The organism is Viridibacillus sp. NPDC096237 (assembly GCF_050278625.1).
In the GTDB taxonomy this organism is placed as follows: Bacteria; Bacillota; Bacilli; order Bacillales_A; family Planococcaceae; genus Viridibacillus.
In genome coordinates this window covers 113,701-137,731 of the sequence record NZ_JBNNTI010000003.1, presented here as the reverse complement: position 1 = coordinate 137,731, position 24,031 = coordinate 113,701, and the positions used below count along the sequence as shown (strand labels likewise).

The window sequence follows — 24,031 nt, the reverse complement described above, 5'->3', positions numbered from 1 at the left end:
TGAAAAAATTCTCCACAGAATTAGCCGTGGAGAACCTTATAAGCAGTTGGCACTCAATGAACTTCCATTATTTGCTCTGCTTTTTTCTTTAATATTGTATTTAACTCATCCCAAATTTCATCTGGGAAAGTTAAATCAGAAATATTGCGCAGTTCTAAGACATATGCAAGGTCCGGCTTTTCAATTCTGTACATTGAAAATAACACGCCATCCTTCACTTCTTCACGAAAGCCCTCAAACATTTCTTTCTTAAAGGTCGGAATACTGTCTTTCGCTTTTCTTCTCCAAAATGTCGCAGGCTTTTCTTTTTCTTGAATAATGGCATTAAACAAATTAGCTAATAATTCTTCGACATCTTGTAAATCCCTAAAGTAAATTTTAGACATCTTCTCATCTTCATTGGCCAAATATACGTATTTATTTTGTAATTGATGATAAAATGGCGTTCGGACAGGTTCCTTTTTATGACCAATATATAACAGCTCCGCCTGTTCTTGTGGCGACAAAAGATTTAATCGTTTTTCGTCAGAGAAATCAATCCAGCAAAGCTCTTTTTTTGAATCTGAGGCTTTCTTAATAAACTTGCGGATACTTCTTTCTTCTACGAATTCTAATTGTGTATGCATATTAAATGAACCGTCTTCGTATTCATTTTTCAAGAGTAAAATATTTTGAAGCGGACCGACTGAAGAAACGAATTCTTGAAACGTTAAACCACTAAAAATGACAAATTGATTAATCTCATTCATATGTACATATAAGTGATGCAAAAAATCATCAGCAGCTCGCATTTTTTTTGCCAAGTCGATCACCTCATTCCTATTTCCAATTCTCATTATAAGATGAATTATCATAATTTGAAACATTTGTGATTCGATTTCGTCACATCTTTATAATGAAGCGTGATACAATTATTTACGCTATAATGAAAAGAGAAATGAAACTAAATAATTTAGGTGACGTAAATGAATACAAATAAAAAATTTTCTGATCGTTTTGATTGGACGCTCGCTTTTATATTGCTCTTATTTTGCATTATCAGTGTAACAGCTATTGCTTCAGCTCAAACTTCTGGTCAATATGCAGCAAACTATGTAAATAAGCAATTATTTTGGTATTTTATCTGCACATGTATTATGAGTGCGATGATGTATTTTGAACCCGACCAGTACAAGAAAATGTCTTGGTATTTATATGGAGCTGGCATTCTCCTATTAGCTCTATTATTAATTGCCCCTGATGGAGTAGGTCAAATTGCCGAACGACGAAATAATGCAAAAAGTTGGTTCCATTTACCTATAGGTGATATTCAACCTTCCGAATTTATGAAAACTTTTTTCATACTCGCACTCGCCCGAATGATCAGTAAGCATCACGAAAAATACTCTATGAGATCTTTGAAAACAGATTTCATGTTATTAGGTAAAATTTTCGGCGTATTATTAATTCCATTAGCATTTATTATGCAACAGCCTGATTTAGGTTCAGCACTCGTTTTCTTTGCTATTACTGCAGCAATTGTAATCGTAGCAGGGATTTCTTGGAAAATCATTTTACCTATAGTAGGTAGCGCCGCAGCTTTAGGGGCTGGTTTATTGTGGATGGCCCTTTACATGCAAGACTTCCTACAGCACAAATTAGGTTTCAGCCCTTATCAATTTGCTCGAATCTATTCTTGGTTAGACCCTTATTCCTATGCATCTAGTGATGGCTATCACTTAATTTCAGCCTTAAATGCCATTGGCTCAGGTGAAATTTTCGGAAAAGGCTTCCAAGGTCGTGAAGTATATGTTCCTGACAACCATACAGACTTTGTCTTTAGTGTAATCGGTGAAGAGTACGGCTTTATAGGAGCAAGCGTCGTTATTTGTTTATTCTTTTTCCTAATCTTCCATCTGACAAAGTTAACTTTGCAAATGAAAGACCCATTCTTTACATATGTTTGTGCTGGGATTATCGCGATGATAACATTCCATGTCTTAGAAAACATCGGTATGACAATTCAATTACTACCTATAACAGGTATTCCATTACCATTCATCAGTTACGGTGGTAGCTCAATGATGGGAAATGCACTGGCATTAGGCCTAGTATTCAGTATGAAGTTCCATCACCGTACGTATATGTTCGGCAACCATGATGAAGATGACGATGACGAATTTTAATAATAATAGAAAAAGCCCAGAGAATAATTAATTTCTCTGGGCTTTCTCTTTACAAATAAAAAAACTTCGACATCTTATAGTCGAAGCGGAGCATTTTAGTTTTGTGTTTGTGGTGATTGTTTTGGTGGTGCTATTGCTTTAAGTAATTCCAAGCGCGATTTTGTAGTCGTTGCTTTAACGCCAAGCTTTGATAAGTTAGAAACAATTTTAGTCAAATCTACTTCTCTTCCCATACTTTCCACCTCTTCTTTTCTTTATATTTAAGACGTAGTGTCCTACAAAAGGTTTCAACTACATAATACCCAGTAGTTAAGTATTTCATGCTTATTATTATAACATTTTTTCACCATCTGATACGTTTCAATATTGTTACATATATTAAGCGGAAGTAAATCATACTACACGATAAGCCTTATTGACAATGGTGTTTTCAAAATATTTATGCTATTCATTACTCTTTAGTATCCTTTAACAGTAATGTTTAAACCAAATATTTTAAAACATTACTTTTGAATACCCCCCTATAGTATGGTAATATAAATTCATCAAACGTAGGAGGAACAAAATGACGAAAGAATGTCACGATAACTCTTGTCGTAAAAGTCACCACCCAGAGCAAGTAAAAAAAGATTTAATCACTCGATTAAATCGCGCCGAAGGTCAAATCCGCGGTATTAAAGGCATGGTCGAAAAAGATATTTACTGTGATGATGTCATCACACAACTATCCGCAACACAATCCGCTTTAAATAGCGTCGCAAAAGTTCTCCTAGACGGACACTTAAAAGGTTGTGTAAAGGACAGACTAGCTGAAGGCGATGACGAAGTATTAGACGAGCTAGTAACAACTATACAAAAACTAATGAGAAAATAAGGAGTGTTCGAAATGGCAGAAACAATTCAATTAAAAGTAGAAGGTATGTCTTGCGGTAAACTGTGTAAACGCTATAGAAACTGGCGTTAGTATACTTGCAGGTGTAGATACCGTATCAGTAAACCTCCAACAAAGCACAGTAGATGTAGCATATAACAATTCAAAATTGAATAAAACAGACATTTCGCAAGCAATTGAAGAAGCTGGATATACCGTAAAAGGTTTAGCCGATCCTTCATAACAGAAAACTTATATAACCCAAGTATATAAAATAACAAAAGACATTCAGGATATGAGCATACTGAATGCCTTTTATGTGTTTAAAAAGCATCAAGACAGTCTGAAACAACTGCAGCCTAGCAGTTGTTTTTTTATGTTCATGGAGAATTTTTTTATTGATACACCAACCAGTTGTCACAAATTCTTTAGTTCTAACACATTATGATAAAAAGGAAATCACAGCTGCCCAAAATCATCATCGTACAGAGGTTATCAGAATAAACTCTTTATACTTTCTCAAGAAAAACTGAGACTTAGTATAATGAGTATTCGATTTTATGCAATCAAACGCTCCTTTATTTTTCTCTGATAGTTGTGTCTATATTTATACAGCGTTAAAATGAACATACTTATGTTTATAGAAAGTAGGGATTATATGAAAAAATCCATCCTATTATTAATGTCCGTACAGTTCTTTGTTTATTTAGGATTTGGTTTAATCATTCCTATTTTGCCTGAAGTTGTTATTCAACAAGGCTTTAACAAAATGCATGTAGGTGGATTATTAACAGTCTATTCTTTAGCAAGCTTTTTTACAGCACCTCTTTGGGGTATGTTATCAGATAAAATGGGTCGAAAAAAATTAATTTTAGTTGGCCTTCTTGGCTTCTGCACAAGTTTCTTATTAATTTCACTCTTTATCGATTCTCTTACAATGCTCTATATTTCGCGCATTGTTGGTGGCCTATTCTCTGGAGCACTTTATACTGCTGTTACAGGTTTTATAGGTGATATGTCTACAGAGGAAAATCGCAATAAGTACATGGGCTTCATGGGGATGTCAATCGGTTTAGGCTTTATCTTTGGTCCAGCAATTGGCGGATTACTTAGTCATTATAGCTTAAGCCTGCCATTTACAGCTTCAGCCATTTTAATCTTCCTATTATTCATTTATGCAAGTATTGTGTTGGTAGAGCCTGAACGTCTTGGCGAAGCTAATAAACGTGCGATTGTTCCAAAAGGGGCTTCTACTCTTTTCAAATATCGCGTGCGGTACTTATTCCTATTTTCATTCGTTGTAACATTTTTACTTGCTGGAGTTGAGTCAACTCTACAATTATTCCAAATGGATAAAATCAACATTACTCCAGCACAACTTGGATCACTATTCTTATTCAGCGGATTCGTTGATTTCCTAGTCCAAGGCGGCCTTGTTCGTCGTATTAAAGATGGTTCTGAAGCTAAATGGTTAATGATCGCTCAAATCATCACAGCAGGTGGTTTACTACTGTTCCCATTCACAACAAGCCTTGCTTTCGCAGGTTTTGCGCTATGTGTCTTCACAGCAGGTAACGCTCTAGCGAGAACATTAACGGTCTCGTTAACTTCTAAAGAATCTGGCGGTAAATACGGGACAGCAGCTGGCTTAACATATTCATTGGATAATATGGGACGTATTATTGGCCCTCTATTCTTCACTTGGGTATTCACAATGCAAGCAAACTCAACATACTTTATTTCAGCTTCACTAGCGATAGTAAGTATTCTAATCATCCTACTATTCAAGTCAACTAAAAAAACATTACGTGTTTCAGAATAAAAGCGAAAATCCAGCAACCATTATGGTTGCTGGATTTTTTCTGTCAATTTCATAGACTTTGTTTCTTTTGCTAACTCCGGATATGCTTCTTTTAATACGGATGATCTTAGCATATAAAGCGTAATAACAATAAGAATACTACTTGAACCGAGTAAGATCCACTGTGCCGGGAATTTATCAAATAATAACCCAAACAGTAGCGTTCCAATTGGCATCATCGCCATCGCCATTGTTTCTAGAATACCGAACACTCTGCCACGGTATTCTTCCTCTACTTCCGTTTGCATCATGACTCCAATGGGTGTATTCGTAAACACTCCAAATACTGAAAAGCTTATAAAAATAGCTATATAGAAAATAACTATCAAAATATACGAAAATTCTATCCAAAGCGGAATGGTCATTAAACCTAATGATATGGCCATTAACAATACAAATCGTTTTGAAAATAATAAAGGATACTTTACTTGCTTTCTTGTCGCAAAATAAATAGAAGCTATAAGCATCCCAACTGCACCTGATGCCTCAATAATTCCGATATGTCGTGAATTCACATGTAATAATTCAACTAACACATAAGTTCCACCCACGTTCAAAGCCGAGAAGAAGAAGTTAATCCATAGCGCTACCCATATAATAATTGAGACGACACGTTTTGTTTTTAAATATCTAAATCCTTCTTTAAAACTTTGCAAAAAGCTCTCTTTATCTTCTTCACCTTTATCTTCTTTTTTTGTATACAATTTAAAATCCATTGTTGCTTCGAGTAAAAAAGCTGTAGCGTATGCAGCCATATGAATCATTAAGAATACTTCTATCGAAACAAAACCATACATCATCCCACCTAGTGCAGGACCACCAATTGCCGCTACAGACAATGAAGCTTGGTTAAATGAGGTAGCCTTTTGCAAACGTTCTCCATCGACTAAATTTGCAATAGAAGAAGAAAACGTAATGCCGGTAAATGTTGATGTAATTGAATAAATTGCTGTTGTAATATAGATTGCTGTTACTGACATCCCGAATATAGATGCATACGTAAGGAGTCCACCCATTGTTAATACGGTACATGCTTGAGCGATTAATATGATGTGTTTCTTCGAATATTTATCTGCCATCATACCTGCAACTGGTGCTAACAAAGTCCTTGGAATAATGGAACAAATCATATTCACCGCAAAAGAAGTCGCTGATCCCGTCATCGCCAAAATGTATAAACTAATACCAAACGCTAATACATTGGAACCCAATGTAGAAATCATTTTACTAATCGTAAAAGTCCATAAATGATAAGTCGCTTTCTTTAACTTTAAAGCTTCTTCCACTTGCCATCTCCACCTTTTGTTTAATTCAATTGAAATGTTTAATTTAATTAAACAAATAATAACATACACTTGACTTCCATTGCAAGCTGAAGTTTAATATAATTAAACAAACTAAAGTAGTGAGGTGTCTGTATGGAGACTCTTGGAACGCGTATACGCAAAATCCGCAAAGAGCGAAAGCTAACATTAGCAGAACTAGCAGGCGACCGCTTAACAAAAGGTATGCTTAGTCTAATTGAAAATGATAAAGCCAATCCTTCTATGGATAGCTTGGCATATATTGTAGAACAGCTCGGAATTGAAGTAAGTGAATTATTAGAGGAAGTGAGCGCATCAGAATTACGTGAGTTACTTGAGAAAGTTAAAAGCATTAAGGTCACTAAACTGTTAGAAACAATTGATCCACAACTGGAAAGATTACAAATGATAGAGCCTTATATAGACCGATTACCAGTTAGTTACGAAGCAGGACAACTCTTAGTGTTATACGCTGAAGCTAAATACGATGTAGAGAAGACACATTGGGAAGAACCATTAAATCGAGCTATTAACACCTTCAAAAAGATGAACTTAATGAACGATTGGCTACGCGCCTATATATTAAAATCATCTACTGAATTCATTAATCATAATTATGAAGAATCGTTAAATATTCTACTAGCAGCTAAAAAAGAAATGGAATTGAATCACTATGTAATAGATGAACTACCAAATCTTGATTTACTTTATATGATAGCTGTTGAATACTTTGCTATCGGGATGGATGAAGAAGGTTTTGGAGTCATGAACGAAGCAATCAAACTATCGAAGGAAGCACGTATCTTCTATCGCATCGATGATCTTTATCGATTAGCCGCGTTCAAAGAAATGATGAATGATAACGAACAAGACGTACAATATTATTTGAAAAAGCTCTCTCAATATGCTGACTTTACAGACGATGTCACAGCAAAGGGTTTTATCCTCTTCGCGAAAGCCCATTACTATAACAGTTTTTTAAAAGACTATGAAAAAGGTAATGAATTTGCTGAGCAATTCTACGAATTTGACGCAGGCGAAGCAACTAAAACAATGGCCTTTTACTATATTGAAAAAGGTAAATCATTATTCGGGATGAAGCGTTACACAGAAGCACTTGAAGCATTTGAAGCATTTGAACTAATCGATGGGTTTCCTAATTACTTTCATCACCCGTATGATCTATCTATTCAAAATGAATTATATGCTTATAAAGCTTTATGCTATGAGCAACAAGGTCAATTAGCAAAAGCTTTAGAAGAAGCAAAAATTGGCGTTGATTTAGTCGAGTATTTTATAGATACACCTTATAAACAATTTATTTATGACACATATGAAAAGCTAAAAAAGAAAGCAGATGGGCGTTAGCACCATCTGCTTTTTAGCGTTCTAGTTATAACAGCTCAACAAGCCCATTCAACATTTAATTTTTCTGTATTCCTTATATTTACTATACCATTTCTTAAAACGTTCCCACGCTTCATCAAAGTCCGGTTGGATAATTGAAATTTGTACCCATCCACGCTCTTTTAAATAAGCACTTTCATAGTGTAAATGGAAACCATTCATTGCTGCAGCGTCAGCCATATTTGTTAAAGATTCATCTGCCTTTAACGTGACGATCATTGGGTAGCCTTCAGTTGTTAAGAAAGTGAAGTCACCATCAGTAGCTGCCTGTTGTAATTTTTCATATCGTGCTTGCAATAAATCGTAGCGATTTCCTTCAGTATAAGCTAGTAGCGCGTTGTTAAAACTTTCCATCAACTGCGCTGGATAGGTAAATGGAATATGATGATTAGAATAATTGCCTAAATCAATATACGATGGAAGTTGCTCACTTTTTGCAATAACATGATTTGAAAATACTACGGCTATACCACTCATAGTGCCAACTGCCTTACCACTAACCGCTGTTGCTAAAAATACCTTCTCCATTGAAAAACGATATGTTCCAAAAGAACTTACACAATCCATACAAAGTTTCACATTATATGTCTCGCATAAATTTTGTACCATCTCTAGATTATTTAACATTCCAGTAGATGTTTCACCATGAGCGATTAACAGCCACTCAAAATCAGACTGTTTTAAAATAAGTTCTAATTCTGTTTCGTTAAAAGATTGGCCCCAATCATAACGTAACCAATCATGGTCTAATTGCCATCGCTCTGCTTGCTGTTGCAAGCGCTCACCAAAGGCACCATTCGTGACAATTAACCCTCTTCCTGGGAGTTTGGTAAGCTGAGCAATCATTGCTTCATTCGCCAATGTACCGCTTCCTAACAGCAAATGAGCATAACTTGCTCCACTTAATACTTCTAGTTTACTACGTACCTGTTCGATTGTTCTAGAAAAGGAATAGGAACGATGGGATACTGGCGTCTTTAGTAAAGGCGCTTGAATATCCTCTGTTAGTTGAACTGGTCCTGGATAAAAGGAGTAACGTCGTTGCTTAAAACGACCTGCTAACGATTTTTCATAGCGCTCCGTCGTTAACACCATCGGAATGAATTTTGCATCATCTGCCCCAACCGGCTCTGAAAATGCCTCAAACCCCATTTGCATATACAATTTTTCTTCGCGTACAGTTCCGGAGATTACTGCAGCGCCATAGCCATTTTCGTAAGCATAATCAATTAACGCTCGAGTTAGCATAAAAAATACACGACCGTTACGATGCTCCTTTTTAACAGCTAATAATCGCACCTCACAAAGCCTACCTAATAACGCATCTGCAGGTAATAACTTCTCCACCTTACCAATCTTTTTATCCAAAGAGAAAGGTCGATGATCACGAAAAGCAACCATACCAACGAGCTCTTCATCCTTCAACACAACTAAGTACATATTTTCGTGATGAAAAGCATCAACTCGTCGCCCACTAGGGTCTGGCTCATGCTGAGGAATTTCTTCTACAAATGTTTCGTAGTTAAGCTTGGCGATTTCATCAAATTCATGTTCTGTTTGCGCAATTTTACACCAATACATAGAAAAGCCCCTTTAACGTTTTACTATAATAACGAAATGTTTAAATAGAAGTTTCCATATTAATACTATTAGTAACAAAACAGGAATATTTTCTACTACTTTCATTTTATAGCTAAATGGCTACGAAAAAAAGGAGGTAAATTCCCTTTTTGTATTATTGTGCGATTAATTCAAAATCTCCTGAGTTTGTTCGAGATTTAACAACCGGATTTCCGTTACCGATTTCGCCCACAATTCGATGATCTTTTTTCTCTTTAAAAGTCACATCAGAATGTATAACTGTTCCATCACCTGAATCACTTATAAAATCTATCCCTAAATTATCTGCCTTGTTTTTCAATATTACCGCTGTATCTCCACTTTTGGTATTAAGGGTTATATTGTCTTTCACTGAATCTAATAACAATTCTATATCACCTGAACTAGTTTTCGCTGTAATTTCTCCAGCTATATAATCCGCTGCTATATCACCTGATGTTGCATCCATTACTATGTTCTTTGCTTTAAAATGCTGAGAGGAGATATCTCCACTTGAAGTTAATCTTGCTTCACCATCTACAGTAATGCTTTGACTGGTAACATCCCCAGAAGCTGCATCCATAACAATGTTCTTCATTTGCATATCTCGGATACTTATATCTCCACTTGAAGTAGTTAATTCTACGTCACCATCTACAACAATATTTTTCCCAGCTATATCACCTGAAGATGATCGAATAGCTAACTCTTTCGTAGAAACATCTACATACGCTACATCACCAGACGAAGTATTCACAGTTATTTTCTCATACATAGCTTTCGGTAATGCTACTTTCAAGCTAACTGAACCTCTGTAAAAATTAATAAATGAGATTGATTTTTTAAATTTTGCTTCAGCTACGATAGAGCGATCACTTTTCTTTACATCTAAAGATATTTTCCTCGCTAAACTAGGTTTTGCCTTTCCCGATATAGTGAAAACTGCCTTATCCCCTTTGCCTTCAACGACTTCAATATCAATCGATGAACTTAACACCTTAATTGCATCTATATCCGTTACCTCTATCTCCTTCTCAATAGACGCACCTTTCATCTTCATTCCAGTAAAATAATAAAAGCCACAAACTATAATTATTGCTACTAAAAATATACCAACCAATACTTTTCTCACTTCAGCACCTCTTTCCTTATATTTACTATACCAAAATGTAAGATATGCCATATCAGACCAGAGACGTATTTAAAAAAGACGCTAGATGTAAAAAAATCTGCTCTAAGTTATACTAGAGCAAGCCAGATTGAAGATAAAAAGCAGTTGTTTAAGCTATTCCAACTGCCTTTAAAATTTTCCTCAATAAATCTTTAGTATTATCAAGAGTAGTACACTACGAGTACCCATTTTTTCACTTTAAAGGATTGGATTTATTTTGGAGATATCCTTCTTTCATTGTAGTTGTGTATTTTAAAATCTCTTCTTCCCGACAGATATACCAATCATAAAAGTTGTCATAAACATATTCGTATTTTGAAAATATCCCTCTTTCGTTTTCGGACATGTAAAAGGAAGGCAATCTCAGCATCCAATTCTAAATGTTCTTGTGGATCAAGTTATTCAATTGTAATTATCTTTAATTGGCCGCGTTCATGATTTTGGTTTCTCCTCATCGTTTTCCATCACCTCAAGATTATTCTTACTTTAATTATTAAAATGAATGAGTTATAGAAAAGTAGAAGGTAGCATTTTATTGTTTGGAGAAGCGTCGCTCGACTCCTGCGGGAATAGCGAGACAGACGAGACCCTGCAGGAGCGTAGCGACGAAGCGGCTCGACTCTCGCCCGCGGTAAGCTTCGGAAAACCTGTTCTATCCTGTATCAAAACGAATGAGTCAATAGAAAAGTAGAAGGTAGCATTTTATTGTTTGGAGAAGCGTCTGCTCGACTCCTGCGGGAATAGCGAGACAGACGAGACCCTGCAGGAGCGTAGCGACGAAGCGGCTCGGCGCTCGCCCGCGGAAAGCGAGCGGTAAGCTTCGGAAAACCTGTTCTATCCTATATATAAATAAAAAGACTGTAGAAAACTCGTTTTTTCAGAGTTTGTCTACAGTCTGACCTGCTCTAAGTTAGACTAGAGCAGATTTTCAATAAGCACATTAAATTTCAGTTAATTCTTGTGGTGCTTCAGTGTCATAGATATCATTATCTAATTCACCTGTCACACGTGCAGTTACGACACCTGCAGTCATTGAACCATTTACATTTAACGCTGTACGTCCCATGTCAATTAAAGGTTCAACAGAAATTAAAACACCTGCAAGAGCTACCGGTAAATTCATCGCTGATAATACAAGGATTGCCGCGAATGTTGCTCCACCGCCAACACCTGCCACACCGAAAGAGCTAATTGCTACTACAGCAATCAACGTGAAAATAAATGATGGTTCTAATGGGTTAATTCCAACACTTGGCGCAATCATAACAGCAAGCATAGCTGGATATATACCTGCACACCCATTTTGACCAATTGATAAACCAAATGAACCAGAGAAATTTGCTACTCCTTCTGAAACACCTAAACGATTTGTTTGTGTTTGAATATTAAGTGGTAATGCACCTGCACTAGAACGTGAAGTGAAGGCAAATAATAAAGTTGGTGCCACTTTTTTCAAATAAGTGATTGGGTTCAAACCTGATGCAGTCACAATTAATAAGTGAACGATGAACATGAAGATTAATGCTACATATGAGGCAACAACGAATTTACCCATATTGTAGATTGCACTAAAATCTGATGTTGCAACTGTTGACGCCATAATTGCCAAAATACCGAATGGTGTTAAACGTAAAATGATTTTCACAACACCCATAACTAAAGCATAGATTGCATCAATTCCTACTTTTATTGTATCAGCTGTCTTTTCGTCTTTACGTTTAACTGCTAAATAAGCAAACCCTAGGAATGCTGCGAAAATAACAACTGCAATTGTTGAAGTAGAACGAGCACCTGTTAAATCTAAAAATGGATTAGCTGGGAGCAAATCAATAATTTGTTGTGGTAATGTTTTTTCACCAATATCTGCTGATTTTGCAGCAATATCTTCACCACGTTGCATCTCTGCTTCACCTTGGACGATTTGTGATGCATCCAATTGAAAGCCTACAGCAGAAGCAATACCCACCGCAGCGGCGACTGCCGTTGTACCAACTAAGATAAATAAAATAAGTGTAGCCATCTTCCCAAAGTTTTTACCGATAATGACTTTCGTAAACGCTGAAAGTATAGAGATAAATACTAATGGCATTACAACCATTTGAAGTAATTTTACATATCCCGATCCAATGATGCTAAACCATCCAACTGAATCTACTAATACTTGTGCATCAACGCCATACGCAAAGTGCAAGATTAACCCGTATATAATTCCTAAACCTAGACCAGCAAATACCCTTTTTGAAAAAGATATATGTTTGCGGTGCATAACAATTAATAAACCAATGAGCAGTAAAAGTACTACAACATTAAGTGATGTCAATAAAATACTCATAGTAAATCCTCCTAGTAAAGAAAAGCATAAATGATAATTATATAGAATACCATAAACCATTAATCCCTATTGGTCAAGTAGGCTTTAAGGAAACTTTAGAAAATCACTACCTTCTTCTTTCTTATAGACATATACGATATACTAAAGGAAAGAAATAATGGAAGAAGGTGTAACGTTTGATTGTAACTTTTTTTTCATTTATAGTGCCCCTCACCTTATCGTTGAACATCTTATTAGCAATCCCCATTATATTTTTAGAACGACGTGAACCTTCCTCGACATGGGCTTGGATATTAGTCCTATTCTTCTTCCCAGTTGGCGGATTCATATTATATTTATTATTAGGTCGTAAATTACGTAAAAAGCATCTTTTCCGATGGGAAGGTCGCAAGAAAATTGGGATTGAAAAACTAATTGATTATCAGATGGAAGCTATTGAAGATGGGACATTCGAATATCGTTTAGATGATGCAGCACACTATAAAGACCTCATCTATATGCATCTAAGTACAAATCACGCTGTTTTAACACAAGATAACGCAGTGAAAATCTATTCTGATGGTGCTGAGAAATTCAAATCTCTACTAAAGGATATTGAAGCAGCGAAAGACCATATCCATATTCAATACTATATTTTCAAGATGGATAACTTGGGAACTCATATCTTAAATGGGTTGATTAAAAAAGCGAAGCAAGGGATACAAGTAAGGGTATTGTATGATGAAATGGGTTCAAGGGGTGTTCACAAGAGACACTTCAAGCAATTAATAGAGGCTGGCGGTGAGGTAGAGGTATTTTTCCCTTCAATTTTGCCCCTCATTAATCCTCGTTTGAATTATCGAAACCACCGCAAACTTGTTATCGTAGACGGTCGAACAGGATATATTGGTGGATTCAATGTTGGCGACGAATATCTTGGGTTAAACAAAAAATTTGGCTACTGGCGTGACACACATTTACGTATTGAAGGAAGCTCTGTACATCCACTTCAAACTCGCTTCATTTTAGACTGGAATCAAGCATCTGATAACCAGGATATTGAATACTCTGATCGATACTTCCCTACTTTTTCTCGTAAAGGTGAAGTTGGTTTGCAAATAGTTTCTAGTGGCCCTGATTCAGAATGGGAACAAATTAAAATCGGTTATTTAAAATTAATAGGAATGGCAACAAAATACGTTTATATTCAAACACCTTATTTTATTCCAGATGATAGTTTTATGGATGCGGTGAGAATTGCATGCTTATCTGGGATTGATGTACGTATTATGATACCTAACAAACCTGATCATATGTTTGTTTACTGGGCAACTTATTCTTATATTGGTCAGCTAATTAAAGCAGGAGCTAAAATCTTTATATATGAAAATGGTTTCTTGCATACGAAGATGATTGTCATTGATGATGAAGCTTCTACAGTTGGCACTGCTAATATCGATTTCCGTAGCTTCAAATTGAATTTCGAAGTAAATGCATTTATATATGATCGGGAAACTTCCCATCAATTAGCAGAGCTTTTTGAGCAAGATATGCAGTTATGCACAGAATTGACTCCTGAAAAATATGCTAACCGTTCTCGTATTATTAAAATGAAAGAATCAATATCTCGTTTACTATCACCTATTTTATAAACACAAAAGCCTTCTGAATGGATGTTCAGAAGGCTTTCCTATTTATATAGCAATTTACTTTCCTATTTCTAAGTATTCTTCTAATGTACTTTTATTGCTATAGATATCTTTAGCAATATCTATTCCTACGTAACGGAAATGCCATGCTTCATGCATATAACCTGTAACATTTTCTTTTCCTTCCGGATAGCGCATTATAAATCCAAACTTATGGGCATTTTTTGCAAGCCATTTCCCTGCTTCAGTTGCACCAAAACCTTCGTCTGCAAAAAGTTGTTCATTTCCTACTTCACCAATATCAAAAGCTAATCCTGTTTGATGTTCAGAATAACCAGGACGGGCACTATACCTATCGGCTGCTTCTTTGCCACCTTTTCTATTTACATAATTAGCATATAACTCAACTTGACGGTCATAAGAACGATAAGTACTAAATGCATTAAAAGTATAGCCCTCTAGTAAAGCTGCAGCATATAATTTTTCATAAGCTGCACGTGCTTCAGGATCTTCACCTGGAGCAAAGTCGGCAGGTAATGGATACTTTTTACTCGCAATTAATATATCATTTATATAAGTTGCTTTTTTAGGGAGCTCTTGACCTACAATATAGCCTCCAGCGTCACGTACTTCTTCTTGTTCATTCTTTTTTGAATCTTGCGTTTCTATATCTTCATGAAATGTTTCAGTTGTTTTTGATGATTGTTCCTCTTTATTTTCAGTATCTTTATTCCCACATCCTGACATTATTAACGCAAAAACCGCAAATGAAGCCATCATCTTAAATGGAAATTCGATATGATTTTTTTTACTCATGTTTATTTGATACCTGTCCTTCTTTTATGTATTTTATACCATCTTAACTTGAACCTTTAGAATCATCAACTTCCAAATAGCTTTTATATAGACGTTCTCTATATGGAAATGTTTCATCTAACAATAAAAACGATATCTAGCAACCGCAAGATATCGTTTCATAATAAGGTTACATGAAGTTAACTACTAATATCGCTAAAGTAGCAATCCCGAAGAAAATAGACATTCCTCGCATCCATTTAGCCTCTTTTTCAAAACCTTTTTCTTTAAAATCTTTTGCTCTAAAAGCATTCGTTACCGTGAACATTAATGTGATGAATAGTATAGCTACATTAAAGTTCTGTTTAATGATGAAATATAGCGCCAGTAAACTCGTAATAACAACTAATACACCCGTAATATTTTTTATTTTCAAAGTATTTTCCTCCAAAAAAATCGGGACACTATCTGCCCCGATCATTGTATTACTATTTTGCTGCCTTTTCCGGATGTTCTGAATAGAACTTACGACCAAGATATGTTTGGAATATTAAAATCGCACCGCTGACAGACCAGTAAAGTGGTAATGCTGCCATACTAGAGAATGAGATGAACATGATCATAATCGGCGAAATATACATCATCAATTTCATTTGTGATTTTTGCTGCTCTGGTACAGTCCATAACGATACTTGTGCTTGAACGAAGTAAATCGCACCAGCAACCAATGTCATAATAATATCTGGTTTACCTAGGCTAAACCATAAGAATTGATGAGCTTGAACCTCAGTTGAGTAAAGGATTGCATAATAAAGACCCATGATAATTGGCATTTGTATCACAACTGGTAAACAACCCATATTCAATGGATTGACTCCATGTTTACGATATAGACCCATCATTTCTTGTTGCAATGCCATTTGTTCTTCTTTTGTTTTTGCTGCTTTTAATTTCTTTTGGATATCATCCATTTCAGGTTTTAGCTTATCCATTTTCGTCTTCATACCTTGTTGATGCTTATAGTTTTTAAGCATAAACGGCATTAAGACAAGGCGAATAAGAACCGTAATTAAGATAATCGCTAATCCGTAACTATCTGTAAATAACGTATTTCCAAAGAAATTTAAAACAAATTCCATTGGCTTTACGAACAAACTATAAAAAAAGCCTTCTTGGTTTTTCACTGAATCACAACCAGCTAGCACAAACGGCACTAAACCAAGCATTGAGAGTAACCCAATTTTCTTCTTCAATTTTCTCACCTACAATTTCTCAAACTATAGTGAAGTATACCTTAAATATATAGTACATTTCAAATTAAAGAAGAAGTAAACTATCAATATTTTCAAATGTTTCGGTCTGGTAGTTGGAAACGAAAGTACTCATGATTTGGTTGGTCTCTAAAATGCTTAGGTGTCAACCCTACATACTTTTTGAAAATACGTGTATAGTAACTCTGGTTACAGAAGTGGAATTGCTCTGAAATATCTGAAATACTTTTATTTGTATGCCTTAAATAATACTGCGATTCCTCTACACGCCTCACGTTCAAATACTCTACTAATGTAATTCCCACATGCTCCTTGAAGATACGTGACAGATGACTTGTACTGATCGTAAAGTACTGTGCAATATCTTCTACAGATAAGTCTGTCTCTACCTCATCATCAATAAACATAATGACTTTATTGACGGTTTGATGCTTGTAAGAAGGCTGCTTTCTTTCAGAAATCACATAAATATAGAATTCTATTAAATCATCCGCAAACTGTAAAAATTCTGCGTCATTCATACGTTGATCAATCATCTCAACGCAAGCGGCGTTAAAGGCAAATGCCTTTTTAGATGGTGCCTGGTTCTCAATAAGTTTTCTCGTAACAACTGATGAAAGTACAACAAAATAATGCCTGATTGCCCTAAAAAAATGCTTCCCAGAACGCTCAGATAAAATATCAATTAGAAGACGCAAAGATTCCTTTGAAGCTTCAGCCTCTAATTGATAAATCTCTCTTAACAGTTGGGATTCAATTTCAAAAAATTTTTCAATACCTTCATAGCGGTTCATCGTTTCAATCTCTTGGAAATACCTCTTTGAAATAGCTTCTGAAATAGAATATTGGTGTTGTAGCATATACTCCCCATCTTTCTACAATATGCGCATGTTTTATATTAGACTTTAACTAACTATATAACGAAATTGGTAATATGAAAATAGTTTTATACCTTTCTAAGCAAAATTTGTAAAAAAATATATTATAGGACGTTATTCTCACTAATTTTACAGGTGATATATATATATTATACAATATTTATCCATTAATATTAATTAAAGGGGCTGGAATTTATTTTTATTGCAAAGCATGCTACAATTCCTTACAAAACTCTTTTGGCAAAACTATAGTATGAAAGAAGCAACGCATGTATCTTTTGCTTCATCCTGATTCCACTAAATAATTTTTTATTATTCCAATGATTCTCTTTACTTAAATTCGTCTTTAAACTATAGTAAAATGTTAGAAAAGTACTTAAGAATGGAAAGAAACGAGGTAAGGATTTATGGATCCACGATCTATCGAGGAATTGATACAAATTATTAAGGAATTTTTCCCTGATAACACTTCAATCGTTATTTCAGATACTGAAGAATACTTATATTATCAGCCAAGTAAAAAAGTTGATTTAAAAATCAAACCGGGTGATCTAATCCCTGAAGGCTCAGCAACACACCAAGCTCTTCGTTACGGACAAAAAATCAATTCATTTATCGAACCTGAAGTATTCGGTGTTCCTTACTATGGAATGAGTATTCCGTTAATGGAAGAAGGGGAAACCAAAGGGGCTATCACAGCTATTTTCCCACAAAAGCCATCTCCTTTCCTTACAAACTACATTACAATTAAAATCGATGACTGTTGGTACCCTGTCAAACATAAAGAAGTTATCTATTTAGAAACTCAACTTCGCAAAACTTTTGTGAAAACAATGTATAAAGAAGGCTATCATCGTTTGAATTTAAGTGATTTAGAGCTTTTCTTATCTCCGGACTCTTTCATCCGTTGCCATCGTTCATACATTGTTAATATCGATTTTATTGAAGAAATCCAACCGGATTCTCATTCAACCTTCTTATTGATTATGAAGGATGGAACAAGAATTCCTGTCAGTCAACGTTACGCAAGCTATTTCCGTCGTTCACTGGGATTCTAAGTAAACATAAGAAAAAGCTGTCTTTTAAGACAGCTTTTTTCTCGTTTACACGTTTTTTTTCTCTTTTGAGCTATTTTTAAGCCTTTTCATGCTTTTTTCGAGCAAATGTGACAATTCGATGATAATATAAAAAATAGGTATAATCTTCATACAGGCTAATTTAAAAGAATAGTAATTTTTTGTAATAATGATAGAAAAGTATTCATTAAGCAGAGAGGATGATAGTAATGACAGTAAAAATCGAAGATAGACTTCGTCATGCAGAACTTTCGAAAAAGGTAATTACAGCTGAGGAGGCTGCATCTTTAATTCAAGATGGTATGGCACTTGGTCTAAGTGGCTTTACACGCTCAGGGGATGCGAAAGCAGTACCAATGGCTTTAGTAGAGCGTTCTAAAAACGAAAAGTTCAAAGTTGATGTATATACAGGTGCATCTCTAGGCTCTGATATCGATACGATCATGTCTGATGCAGGCATTATTGGCAAACGTGTACCTTTCCAATCTGATAGCGCTATGCGTGGTCACATTAACAATGGCGACATGTACTATATTGACCAACATTTATCTATTACTGCTGAATACTTACGCCAAGGAGCTATGAAAGGCGTAGACGTAGCTATTATCGAAGCAGTAGCCATCACTGAAGACGGCATGTTAATTCCAACAACTTCTGTTGGTAACTCACCAATCTTCATCAAAACTGCCGATAAAGTTATTATCGAGTTAAACCTTTCTTCTTATCCAGCTCTTGAAGGTATGCACGATATCTATATTCCAGATAACCAAGGTGAACGTGGTCCAATTCCATTGTTAAACGCTTCTGATCGTATTGGTACTATCGGTATTCCTTTAGATTTAGATAAAGTTGCTGGTATTGTCATTACAAATCAAGAAGACTCTGAATCTGCAATCGTTCCACCAGATGCTGAAACAGATCAAATTGCTTCTCATTTACTTGGTTTCTTACGTAACGAGATCAAAGAGGGTCGTTTAACTGAAGAACTTGCTCCAATGCAATCTGGTGTTGGCTCAGTTGCAAACGCTGTACTTCACGGTATGTTAGATTCTGAATTCAAAGATTTAGAAGTTTACTCTGAAGTTTTACAAGATGCTGTATTCGACTTAATCGATGCTGGTAAAGTTAAGTTTGCTAGTGGTTGCTCTACAACACTTTCTCAAGAGAAAATGGAATCTGTTTATCACAATTTAGAAAAATACAAAGAAAAAGTATTGTTACGCCCACAGGAAATCTCTAACCATCCAGAACTAATCCGTCGTATGGGATTAATCGCGATTAATACTGCTCTTGAGCTTGATATCTATGGAAACGTAAACTCTACTCACGTAAGCGGTACTAAAATGATGAATGGTATTGGTGGATCAGGAGACTTTACACGTAATTCTCGTGTATCTATCTTCGTTACTAAATCATACGCTAAAGGCGGCAAAATCTCTTCAGTAGTACCATTTGTATCTCACGTTGATCATACAGAGCATGACGTAGATGTGATAGTAACTGAACAAGGTTATGCTGATTTACGTGGACTTGCTCCTCGTGAACGTGCTGCACTTATTATCGAAAACTGTGCTCACCCTAAATTCAAGGATGCTTTAAATGCATATGTAGAAGAAGCTAATGCACGTGGTGGACAAACTCCACACGTATTAGAAAAGGCTTTTGAGTTCCATACAAACCTTGCTAAATACGGTCAAATGCTAACTCCAGAACCTGAAGAAGTAAAATAATTCAGTTCTAAAATAGCTTAATTATAAGAGGTTGTTCAAATTTTTGATATTTCAAAGGTTTGAACTCCTCTTTTTTGTATTCGTTAATACTAAAAAAATTGAGCCAACCGTAAATTTATTACAGTTGGCTTTTATTTTATTATTATTTCTTATCTTCTGCAGGCTGTTCTGGGTCATCAAATGAATTATCTTGTCCATCATCCTGAATTTCAGCGTTGTAATATCGAACACTTGTTAGCGCACCTTCATCTACCATTCTAGAATCACCCTCATCATAAGGGTTTGGGTGTCCTGCTTCAGTTAAATCAGAATAATTGTGTTTTTGCGCTTCAATAAATGAATTAACTTTAACCTTCGTATTATTAAATGCAACTACAGCTTTATCACGGTTTTCTTTTTTGCGGAAATATGCATATGCACCTGCTGCGATACCAGCGATTACTAAAGATTTACCTTTTGCCATTGAACATCATTCCTTCCAATATTTTGTTCCATCATACTATGTTATTTACCTTATATCCAAATAACTAAACATGACATTTTATTTCACTTTGTAAAAATACTATTTTTTTCGCTTGCACACCATATCAATATGAGGTAAACATTCCATAATATATTCCTCAGAAACAGCTTCAAATCCAAATGCACCATAGAATTTTTGCAAATAGGCTTGAGCTTCTATAAAAATGTCTGCTTCAGGCCAATTACGTTCTAAAATTACCATTACTCTTTTAATAAGTTCCTGTGCTAGTCCTGTTCCTCTGGCTTCTGGTAAAACGATTACTCGACCAAATGAAGCCATTTCGAATTTTTCACCTGGAGGGACAACACGTGCATAAGCAATTAGTTTTCCATCCTGCTCATACGTTACATGTACACAATTTTGATCATGGTTATCCAGATCTGCATAATAAGCCTTCTGCTCAACTACAAATACATTTATACGTAATTGTAGTATGTGATAAAGATCTGTCGTTGTTAACTCTTCAAATGTCTGTTCTTCCCATGCCATTATCTATCACTCCTTAGTATTCATTATTTCACATTTTCTATACCTTTTCGACTCAATTACTGCTAAGTAAATAAATAAATAGGACAATTTTGAAATATATTCAAGAAAAGTACACATAGAAGCTTTTCGCCTTAGGGTTATCATTTATTTTGTTTTTTTGATAATTGCCATTGTTAAGTAGATTGTACATTTCATTTGCGAAAACGGAGTGCACTGAAAAAATCCATAAAATGAATTTTAGCCATGGCTTTTTCTTCGATGCCGTTAATTTCCGTTCCGGCGGACGCTTTCCTGGGGACGACCTTGAGCCTCCTCGTCGCTAACGCTCCTGCGGGGTCTCAAGATGTTACTATCCATGATTTCCAAACACTCTAAGCCCTTATATCGTTACTATTGAGGAAAAGATAATTTACAGTATGCACAAACAGAAGAGATTCAACTGCTATCAAAATTAAATCTTGTGATAACAAATGGAATCGATTCGAAAAGCGCGAACGAATAAAAAAGACGTAGGTAAAAAATCAAACACAAATTTATTACTTTGACACAGAGAAATGTAAGGTTTGTCCATTACAAGATGGCTGTAATAAAGACGGTACCAAAAGCAAAACATATTCAGTTTCCATAAAATCAACAGAACATGAAGAGCAAGCAGCTTTTCAAGCAACGGAAAAATTCAAAGACCTAGCGAAAAAGCGCTATAAAATTAAAGCGAAGAATAGTGAGTTAAAAAATTAGCATGGCTACAATACTGCAAAATCGGCGGGTTTATTTAACCTGGAAGTCCAAGGAGCTACAACAATATTTGCGGTGAATTTGAAACGTATTTTGAAGCTATTAAATGAAGAATAAGGGAAATATCAAAAAAACACCGGCACTTTCTATTCAAAATCGAACAAAAAGTGCCGGTGTTTACTATTGAAGAACATTACATTTTAAAATGGAAGTTTTTTCAGTGCCCTCAGTTTTTTACTAAGAGCTCTTTTGTTTTATTCGTTTACATAAAAAGTGTCTATTTCCTCAACTTTTGGTTTCCTTACAAAACTCATAATCGCTGCAATATAAAATAGAATTGCAGTTAATGAGACAATTCCAGCGAATACCCCTGCTAATATAAAGAAAGTACCAGCTATATTTTGTTTATCACTTTTTCTAATAAATACAACACCTAAAATGCCAAATACAAGTGATGCTACTAATAAAACAACAACTAACCATCCAAATGCATTTATGTAAGTTGGCAAATTTTCTATGAAAGGCGTTACCGATTCTATCTCTTCCGCAGTTAAATTTGAATCATTCTGAATTTGTGACAACATCTCATCTTGGAATGTTGTCTCATTCGCAAATGTTGAGACACCGAATATCATTACTGCAAGTATAATAATTACAAGTACGTTAATAACAGAACCTATAATACCTAAAGCCATTTCTCCCGTTCTCTTCATCTAATCACCTCTCATTTATCATTTCTATTTACTATACGTACAACCTTTAATTTGGTTTCACTTTTATTAAAAACAACCCACTAAATATTCAGTGAGCTGCCTCTCTAAACCTGCTGTTTAATTGTATAAAAGAAATTATACTTTAATGTCATCATATGCATTTGATTTTTCAAAAGCGGCTACTACATACGTGCAAACAGCTTCAATCTTGAAATCTTTTTCTCTAGCATAATCAGCTGCACGATCTAATAGTTTTTTTGCAACACCTTGTCCACGTAATTTTTCGGATACAAATGTATGGTCAACAACCATAATATCCCCTAATTTTGTCCAACTAATTTCCGCTAATAATTCATTTTTTTCTTTGTACTCAAAAGCGAATTCTTCGTTGCCACGATTATTTAATTGAAATTCCATATACACACCCCTTTTTTAATTTAGTGTAGCACAATTTATTCTGACAGTGTTAATGGTCGCAATTTCGCTTCAATTTTGTCACGTTGAGGCTCTAAGAATGGTGGTAATGCTAATTGTTCTCCTAAAGTTTCAAGTGGTTCATCTGATGTAAAACCCGGTTCATCTGTCGCTAGTTCGAATAATATACCGTTTGGTTCACGGAAATAAATCGACCGGAAATAAAAGCGATCTACTTTTCCTGAAGTATAGAAGCCATGTTGACGCAAATGCTCTTCCCAAAGATTATATTCCTCAAAAGAATTTACTCGGAATGCGACATGATGTACGCTTCCTCTGCCTGGGCGTTCTCTAGGAAGATCTGGACGTTCTTCAATGTGCACTTCAGCACCAGCACCACCTTCACCTGTTGTATAAACAATGATATCTGGCATATTGGGTATTACTGAAGGATATGTCCCCGCTTTTTCAAATCCCAAAACTTTCGATAATACAGTTTCAGTAGGCTTTGCTAAATGGACGGTTAATGTTACAGGACCTAATCCAACTATCGCATACTCTGTTGGTATATCTGTTTCTGTCCATTCTTCTCCGTAAGGTACCCCTTCTCCATCATCTACAACAAGCATTAAGCGTGAGCCTTCAAAATCACGAAATGTTAGTGTTTGGCGTCCGAAGCGCTCCATAACCTCATCATGCTCTATTTCTAATTCTTTAAAGCGATTTCCCCAATATTGTAGTGCTTCATTAGATTTTATTCGGAAAGCTGTGTTGTTAATACTTGAAACTCCCGGGTAGGTGCGACCAGCTATGGGAATATCGAAAAACGTCATATCTGATCCTGGTGTACCAACTGCATCCGCGTAAAATAGATGATATGAAGATGTATCGTCTTGATTCACAGTTTTTTTCACAAGACGCATTCCTAAAATTTTTGTAAAGAAATGATAGTTTTTTTCCGCATTAGCAGTAATTGCCGAAACATGATGGATTCCTGCCAAATGTAATGACATATTAAACGCCTCCTAATATATAAAAAACCGCTTTGAATATATCTCGAATTCAAGAT

22 protein-coding genes and 2 pseudogenes are annotated in these 24,031 nt (G+C 35.4%); 9 read left to right on the top strand and 15 right to left on the bottom strand.

Features of this window, described 5'->3' with window-relative positions; genetic code table 11:
* Positions 1-53: 53 nt before the first annotated feature.
* Positions 54-812, bottom strand: a complete 759-nt coding sequence (locus tag ACQKMD_RS04460; RefSeq protein WP_427749840.1) for a hypothetical protein — start codon at positions 810-812, stop codon at positions 54-56.
* A gap of 153 nt (positions 813-965) precedes the next feature.
* Here ACQKMD_RS04460 and ACQKMD_RS04455 point away from each other — a divergent pair, with 153 nt between their 5' ends.
* Positions 966-2,165, top strand: a complete 1,200-nt coding sequence (locus ACQKMD_RS04455) for an FtsW/RodA/SpoVE family cell cycle protein (protein ID WP_427749838.1) — start codon at positions 966-968, stop codon at positions 2,163-2,165.
* A 95-nt stretch (positions 2,166-2,260) separates the two neighbouring features.
* On the opposite strand, the gene ACQKMD_RS04450 is transcribed toward ACQKMD_RS04455, so the two are convergent.
* Complete coding sequence (locus tag ACQKMD_RS04450; RefSeq protein WP_164491933.1) at positions 2,261-2,398, bottom strand: Lmo0850 family protein; 138 nt, start codon at positions 2,396-2,398, stop codon at positions 2,261-2,263.
* A 332-nt stretch (positions 2,399-2,730) separates the two neighbouring features.
* Here ACQKMD_RS04450 and ACQKMD_RS04445 point away from each other — a divergent pair, with 332 nt between their 5' ends.
* From ACQKMD_RS04445 to ACQKMD_RS04435, 3 genes and pseudogenes are all read left to right on the top strand, one after another.
* Positions 2,731-3,039 (top strand): metal-sensing transcriptional repressor, encoded by a 309-nt coding sequence (locus tag ACQKMD_RS04445; protein ID WP_427749837.1) that lies wholly within the window; start codon positions 2,731-2,733, stop codon positions 3,037-3,039.
* A 70-nt stretch (positions 3,040-3,109) separates the two neighbouring features.
* Positions 3,110-3,280, top strand: a pseudogene (locus ACQKMD_RS04440) (heavy-metal-associated domain-containing protein); the annotation flags it as partial.
* Between the two features lie 414 nt (positions 3,281-3,694).
* A complete protein-coding gene (locus ACQKMD_RS04435; RefSeq protein WP_427749835.1) occupies positions 3,695-4,858 on the top strand; it encodes an MFS transporter in 1,164 nt (387 codons plus the stop codon).
* A 20-nt stretch (positions 4,859-4,878) separates the two neighbouring features.
* On the opposite strand, the gene ACQKMD_RS04430 is transcribed toward ACQKMD_RS04435, so the two are convergent.
* Positions 4,879-6,183 (bottom strand): MFS transporter, encoded by a 1,305-nt coding sequence (locus ACQKMD_RS04430; RefSeq protein WP_427749833.1) that lies wholly within the window; start codon positions 6,181-6,183, stop codon positions 4,879-4,881.
* Between the two features lie 132 nt (positions 6,184-6,315).
* Between ACQKMD_RS04430 and ACQKMD_RS04425 the strand changes: the two genes are divergently transcribed.
* Positions 6,316-7,569: a helix-turn-helix domain-containing protein gene (locus ACQKMD_RS04425; protein ID WP_427749831.1), complete on the top strand. Its 1,254-nt coding sequence runs from the start codon at positions 6,316-6,318 to the stop codon at positions 7,567-7,569.
* Between the two features lie 48 nt (positions 7,570-7,617).
* On the opposite strand, the gene ACQKMD_RS04420 is transcribed toward ACQKMD_RS04425, so the two are convergent.
* The 3 genes from ACQKMD_RS04420 to ACQKMD_RS04410 form a co-directional block, all read right to left on the bottom strand.
* Positions 7,618-9,189: a GNAT family N-acetyltransferase gene (locus ACQKMD_RS04420; protein WP_427749829.1), complete on the bottom strand. Its 1,572-nt coding sequence runs from the start codon at positions 9,187-9,189 to the stop codon at positions 7,618-7,620.
* Between the two features lie 154 nt (positions 9,190-9,343).
* Positions 9,344-10,339 carry a DUF4097 family beta strand repeat-containing protein gene (locus ACQKMD_RS04415; protein ID WP_427749827.1) on the bottom strand — a complete coding sequence of 332 codons (996 nt, stop codon included), beginning with the start codon at positions 10,337-10,339 and terminating at the stop codon, positions 9,344-9,346.
* Between the two features lie 979 nt (positions 10,340-11,318).
* Positions 11,319-12,710, bottom strand: coding sequence for an L-cystine transporter (locus ACQKMD_RS04410; RefSeq protein ID WP_427749825.1), 1,392 nt, complete (start codon positions 12,708-12,710; stop codon positions 11,319-11,321).
* A 176-nt stretch (positions 12,711-12,886) separates the two neighbouring features.
* On the opposite strand from ACQKMD_RS04410, the gene cls reads away from it, so the two are divergent.
* Positions 12,887-14,341, top strand: a complete 1,455-nt coding sequence (gene cls, locus ACQKMD_RS04405; protein ID WP_427749824.1) for a cardiolipin synthase — start codon at positions 12,887-12,889, stop codon at positions 14,339-14,341.
* A gap of 54 nt (positions 14,342-14,395) precedes the next feature.
* On the opposite strand, the gene ACQKMD_RS04400 is transcribed toward cls, so the two are convergent.
* The 4 genes from ACQKMD_RS04400 to ACQKMD_RS04385 all read right to left on the bottom strand — a co-directional run bounded on the left by ACQKMD_RS04400 (position 14,396) and on the right by ACQKMD_RS04385 (position 17,264).
* Positions 14,396-15,154 carry a M15 family metallopeptidase gene (locus ACQKMD_RS04400; protein ID WP_427749822.1) on the bottom strand — a complete coding sequence of 253 codons (759 nt, stop codon included), beginning with the start codon at positions 15,152-15,154 and terminating at the stop codon, positions 14,396-14,398.
* 169 nt (positions 15,155-15,323) lie between these two features.
* Complete coding sequence (locus ACQKMD_RS04395) at positions 15,324-15,569, bottom strand: hypothetical protein (RefSeq protein WP_427749821.1); 246 nt, start codon at positions 15,567-15,569, stop codon at positions 15,324-15,326.
* Positions 15,570-15,621: 52 nt separating this feature from the next.
* On the bottom strand, positions 15,622-16,386 hold the full coding sequence (gene yidC / locus ACQKMD_RS04390; protein ID WP_427749819.1) for a membrane protein insertase YidC: 765 nt from the start codon (positions 16,384-16,386) through the stop codon (positions 15,622-15,624).
* A gap of 92 nt (positions 16,387-16,478) precedes the next feature.
* The gene (locus ACQKMD_RS04385) at positions 16,479-17,264 is read right to left on the bottom strand and encodes a helix-turn-helix transcriptional regulator (protein WP_427749817.1); all 786 of its coding nucleotides are present in this window, start codon (positions 17,262-17,264) and stop codon (positions 16,479-16,481) included.
* Positions 17,265-17,689: 425 nt separating this feature from the next.
* Here ACQKMD_RS04385 and ACQKMD_RS04380 point away from each other — a divergent pair, with 425 nt between their 5' ends.
* Positions 17,690-18,340: a LytTR family DNA-binding domain-containing protein gene (locus tag ACQKMD_RS04380; RefSeq protein ID WP_427749816.1), complete on the top strand. Its 651-nt coding sequence runs from the start codon at positions 17,690-17,692 to the stop codon at positions 18,338-18,340.
* Positions 18,341-18,567: 227 nt separating this feature from the next.
* Complete coding sequence (locus ACQKMD_RS04375) at positions 18,568-20,088, top strand: acetyl-CoA hydrolase/transferase family protein (RefSeq protein WP_427749815.1); 1,521 nt, start codon at positions 18,568-18,570, stop codon at positions 20,086-20,088.
* A gap of 142 nt (positions 20,089-20,230) precedes the next feature.
* Here ACQKMD_RS04375 and ACQKMD_RS04370 read toward each other — a convergent pair whose 3' ends face one another.
* Together ACQKMD_RS04370 and ACQKMD_RS04365 are read right to left on the bottom strand one after the other, a co-directional pair.
* Positions 20,231-20,551 carry a hypothetical protein gene (locus ACQKMD_RS04370; protein ID WP_427749813.1) on the bottom strand — a complete coding sequence of 107 codons (321 nt, stop codon included), beginning with the start codon at positions 20,549-20,551 and terminating at the stop codon, positions 20,231-20,233.
* Between the two features lie 99 nt (positions 20,552-20,650).
* Positions 20,651-21,100 (bottom strand): GNAT family N-acetyltransferase, encoded by a 450-nt coding sequence (locus tag ACQKMD_RS04365; protein ID WP_427749811.1) that lies wholly within the window; start codon positions 21,098-21,100, stop codon positions 20,651-20,653.
* Between the two features lie 516 nt (positions 21,101-21,616).
* Here ACQKMD_RS04365 and ACQKMD_RS04360 point away from each other — a divergent pair.
* Positions 21,617-21,952: pseudogene (locus ACQKMD_RS04360) on the top strand (transposase); the annotation flags it as partial.
* Between the two features lie 137 nt (positions 21,953-22,089).
* Here ACQKMD_RS04360 and ACQKMD_RS04355 read toward each other — a convergent pair.
* The 3 genes from ACQKMD_RS04355 to ACQKMD_RS04345 all read right to left on the bottom strand — a co-directional run bounded on the left by ACQKMD_RS04355 (position 22,090) and on the right by ACQKMD_RS04345 (position 23,975).
* Positions 22,090-22,548 carry a DUF4064 domain-containing protein gene (locus ACQKMD_RS04355; RefSeq protein ID WP_427749809.1) on the bottom strand — a complete coding sequence of 153 codons (459 nt, stop codon included), beginning with the start codon at positions 22,546-22,548 and terminating at the stop codon, positions 22,090-22,092.
* 135 nt (positions 22,549-22,683) lie between these two features.
* Complete coding sequence (locus ACQKMD_RS04350) at positions 22,684-22,965, bottom strand: GNAT family N-acetyltransferase (protein WP_427749808.1); 282 nt, start codon at positions 22,963-22,965, stop codon at positions 22,684-22,686.
* Between the two features lie 35 nt (positions 22,966-23,000).
* Entirely contained in the window at positions 23,001-23,975 is a 975-nt protein-coding gene (locus ACQKMD_RS04345) for a ring-cleaving dioxygenase (protein ID WP_427749806.1), read from the bottom strand.
* Positions 23,976-24,031 lie beyond the last annotated feature (56 nt).

What these genes read in the sequence shown, in the direction of transcription:
- ACQKMD_RS04380 (WP_427749816.1), top strand. Translation starts at nt 17,690, where the DNA reads ATGGATCCACGATCTATCGAGGAATTGATACAAATTATTAAGGAATTT.
- ACQKMD_RS04400 (WP_427749822.1), bottom strand. Translation starts at nt 15,154, where the DNA reads ATGAGTAAAAAAAATCATATCGAATTTCCATTTAAGATGATGGCTTCA.
- ACQKMD_RS04410 (WP_427749825.1), bottom strand. Translation starts at nt 12,710, where the DNA reads ATGAGTATTTTATTGACATCACTTAATGTTGTAGTACTTTTACTGCTC.
- ACQKMD_RS04355 (WP_427749809.1), bottom strand. Translation starts at nt 22,548, where the DNA reads ATGAAGAGAACGGGAGAAATGGCTTTAGGTATTATAGGTTCTGTTATT.
- ACQKMD_RS04350 (WP_427749808.1), bottom strand. Translation starts at nt 22,965, where the DNA reads ATGGAATTTCAATTAAATAATCGTGGCAACGAAGAATTCGCTTTTGAG.
- ACQKMD_RS04435 (WP_427749835.1), top strand. Translation starts at nt 3,695, where the DNA reads ATGAAAAAATCCATCCTATTATTAATGTCCGTACAGTTCTTTGTTTAT.
- ACQKMD_RS04420 (WP_427749829.1), bottom strand. Translation starts at nt 9,189, where the DNA reads ATGTATTGGTGTAAAATTGCGCAAACAGAACATGAATTTGATGAAATC.
- ACQKMD_RS04450 (WP_164491933.1), bottom strand. Translation starts at nt 2,398, where the DNA reads ATGGGAAGAGAAGTAGATTTGACTAAAATTGTTTCTAACTTATCAAAG.
- ACQKMD_RS04345 (WP_427749806.1), bottom strand. Translation starts at nt 23,975, where the DNA reads ATGTCATTACATTTGGCAGGAATCCATCATGTTTCGGCAATTACTGCT.
- ACQKMD_RS04365 (WP_427749811.1), bottom strand. Translation starts at nt 21,100, where the DNA reads ATGGCATGGGAAGAACAGACATTTGAAGAGTTAACAACGACAGATCTT.
- ACQKMD_RS04370 (WP_427749813.1), bottom strand. Translation starts at nt 20,551, where the DNA reads ATGGCAAAAGGTAAATCTTTAGTAATCGCTGGTATCGCAGCAGGTGCA.
- ACQKMD_RS04425 (WP_427749831.1), top strand. Translation starts at nt 6,316, where the DNA reads ATGGAGACTCTTGGAACGCGTATACGCAAAATCCGCAAAGAGCGAAAG.
- ACQKMD_RS04385 (WP_427749817.1), bottom strand. Translation starts at nt 17,264, where the DNA reads ATGCTACAACACCAATATTCTATTTCAGAAGCTATTTCAAAGAGGTAT.
- ACQKMD_RS04375 (WP_427749815.1), top strand. Translation starts at nt 18,568, where the DNA reads ATGACAGTAAAAATCGAAGATAGACTTCGTCATGCAGAACTTTCGAAA.
- ACQKMD_RS04445 (WP_427749837.1), top strand. Translation starts at nt 2,731, where the DNA reads ATGACGAAAGAATGTCACGATAACTCTTGTCGTAAAAGTCACCACCCA.
- ACQKMD_RS04455 (WP_427749838.1), top strand. Translation starts at nt 966, where the DNA reads ATGAATACAAATAAAAAATTTTCTGATCGTTTTGATTGGACGCTCGCT.